Here is a 710-nt window from a genome sequence, read left to right on the forward strand (position 1 = left end):
CAGAAGAGCAGTGCGAAATCGATGGGATGGAAGGCTCCCGCTCCCCCGGTGCTAGAATGGCATCGGTTAGGATGGACAAACCGGGAGCGTTCGAATGGAAGAGATCTCTACCGTTGGCATCGATATAGCGAAATCGGTGTTTCAGGTTCATGCGATTGATGTCGGTGGCAATGTAGTTGTGCGGCGACAGTTGCGTCGCCAGCAGATGTTGAAATTCTTCGCACAGGTGCCGCCTTGCCTCATCGGCATCGAGGCTTGCGGAACGGCTCATTATTGGGCCCGCGAGCTTTCGGCTCTCGGGCATGACGTGCGGCTGATGCCACCAGCCTATGTGAAGCCTTACGTCAAAAGGCAGAAAAATGACGCCGCGGACGCTGAGGCGATCTGTGAAGCAGTGACGCGACCGACAATGCGTTTCATGCCGGTGAAATCCGTAGAGCAGCAGTCAGCGGCGATGTTGCACCGTTCAAGAGCTCTGCTCATCAAGCAGCGCACGATGCTTCTGCACTCGATCCGTGCCCATCTTGCCGAACTTGGCATTTCGATTGGTGTGGGAACTAGCCAGATGGTCCGCATCGTACGGGAGCTTGCGCAAGGAGAGCGATCAGATCTGCCGGAGCTTGCCCGGTTCGTCCTTGAGGCGCTGGCGAAGTTAGTTTGCGACCTGGCRCAACGCCTTCAGGCAATCGAAAAGAAGCTGATCTCCTGTC

The 710-nt window shown here is 56.6% G+C and carries 1 protein-coding gene; it reads left to right on the forward strand.

The annotated features are described in order from the left end of the window. Nucleotides 1–94: 94 nt before the first annotated feature. Nucleotides 95–710: IS110 family RNA-guided transposase (locus AC1D35_RS36650; protein WP_477942973.1), on the forward strand; the 616-nt coding region annotated here is incomplete at its 3' end.

The organism is Rhizobium sp. P1_E6 (assembly GCF_056405875.1).